Below are 210 nucleotides of genomic sequence, written 5' to 3'. Positions count from 1 at the left end.
TATTTATTTTTTTTATGAAATATTTTATATAACTTTATTACTTTTTTTAAATATAAGCTTAAATCATCTTTATAATATGTGGCAATTTTTTTCTCTGTTAAAAAAATAAAAAAGAAGCAATTTTCATTGCTTCTAGTTTTTCTATTTTATTTTTATTTAACCCATGCACCGTTTTCGTCTACATAGTAGCCATCTACATATGTATCAGTT

Origin of the sequence: Gemelliphila asaccharolytica, from assembly GCF_001553005.1 — a bacterium.
Taxonomy (GTDB): Bacteria; Bacillota; Bacilli; order Staphylococcales; family Gemellaceae; genus Gemelliphila; species Gemelliphila asaccharolytica.
This window is presented reverse-complemented; position numbering follows the sequence as displayed.